This window comes from Psychromonas algicola (assembly GCF_004378355.1).
GTDB lineage: Bacteria > Pseudomonadota > Gammaproteobacteria > Enterobacterales > Psychromonadaceae > Psychromonas.
The window spans coordinates 1-1,230 of the sequence record NZ_SNUB01000067.1 but is presented as its reverse complement, the minus strand read 5'-3'; the positions used below and the strand labels follow the sequence as shown (position 1 = coordinate 1,230).

Below are 1,230 nucleotides of genomic sequence, written 5' to 3'. Positions count from 1 at the left end.
GACTTTAATCCCTTTGATGCTTTAAGGGCGAATGCTTCTAACTCTTCTTTTTTCATAATTACCTATCCTTAATATGATTAAGTTAATGATAGGCAATTACACAGATTTTAGGACAGGGTCTCATTATTAACTCTTTGATATTATTAAAATGTGCCCACTACTTTGTACTACAAGTGACATTACAATTCAGGCTCGGGTAGAACAGCAGGCGTGCTATCCATATAAGTTAAGAAGTTAGCCCAAATTTCGTGCGTTCGTTGTTTCGTTACTTTTGTTTTGCAACTCAGAGACATCAAGCCTCTTATTGTTCCTCCACGCCACTGAGTATAAATAGCGTCACAATGTGCATTTGCATAGTTTGTCCATGCTTTTTGAGCTACCTCAATGGATTTAATTAACTCCATGTCATGACCATTATGCTCTTTACTCTTAGTGAGATAGGTATTCATTTCTGCTTCCGCTTTTTCTAACTCAACCCCAGCACAGTAATTTATTTGGGGAGTTGTCATTGCTTGACTACAGTCAAAGTCATCGCTCAAAGCGTTAACAGAATAGAGACTGAATAATATGATAAAAAGTTTCTTCATTAGGGTTCCTTTAATACATAACTTATTTTTACTACACTCTTATAAACTGAGTCGTTCAATATAACTAAATTTAAGGTTTGAGTGTTCACCACTTTATCTAAACATGAATTGACTCAACAGCTAATTGATATCTTTGAACTCAACGTTCGGATGTCCACTACACCTAGTAACCAATTGATATTTAAAAGAAAAATAAATAAATGTTACATGCTTTTCCACTATATGATTTTATTGCGTTAACTATTTAACTTCAAGATTTTCAATATTGATGCCCCAACCTTCTTTAGGTTTATTGGCCTTTAACGCTTTCACCACTTCAGAGCTCACTACTATATTAATGGGATCTTCAGCAAGTCGAAACATATCCGCACCATTAATTTTTTTACGATCTATAACTATTTTATTAAAAGCAACTAAAGGTAGCTCGCCTCCTTCAACGCTTCCTTCCATTAATTCATCGTAATTAGAATCAGCCAAGATTGTTGCTTCTATTAAACCAAGAATATTAAACAAAAAGTAATCGGCTGTATGAGTTATAAACATAGGTGACACTTTGTTGCTTATACATAGGTAACAATTTCTTAAACTATAAGTACCCAAAATAAGGAGGTACTTATGCCTTGGAATGAGTTGAACCTAATGG

General features: G+C 34.2%; 2 protein-coding genes. Both read right to left on the bottom strand.

Annotation, left to right across the window (positions count from 1 at the left end):
- Positions 1 to 179: 179 nt before the first annotated feature.
- Entirely contained in the window at positions 180 to 587 is a 408-nt protein-coding gene (locus E2R67_RS16340) for a lysozyme inhibitor LprI family protein (RefSeq protein WP_134292011.1), read from the bottom strand.
- Between the two features lie 240 nt (positions 588 to 827).
- Complete coding sequence (locus E2R67_RS16335) at positions 828 to 1,130, bottom strand: imm11 family protein (RefSeq protein ID WP_134292010.1); 303 nt, start codon at positions 1,128 to 1,130, stop codon at positions 828 to 830.
- Between the last annotated feature and the right edge of the window lie 100 nt (positions 1,131 to 1,230).

Coding starts and splice junctions, on each gene's coding strand:
- E2R67_RS16340 (WP_134292011.1), bottom strand. CDS start 587: ATGAAGAAACTTTTTATCATATTATTCAGTCTCTATTCTGTTAACGCT.
- E2R67_RS16335 (WP_134292010.1), bottom strand. CDS start 1,130: ATGTTTATAACTCATACAGCCGATTACTTTTTGTTTAATATTCTTGGT.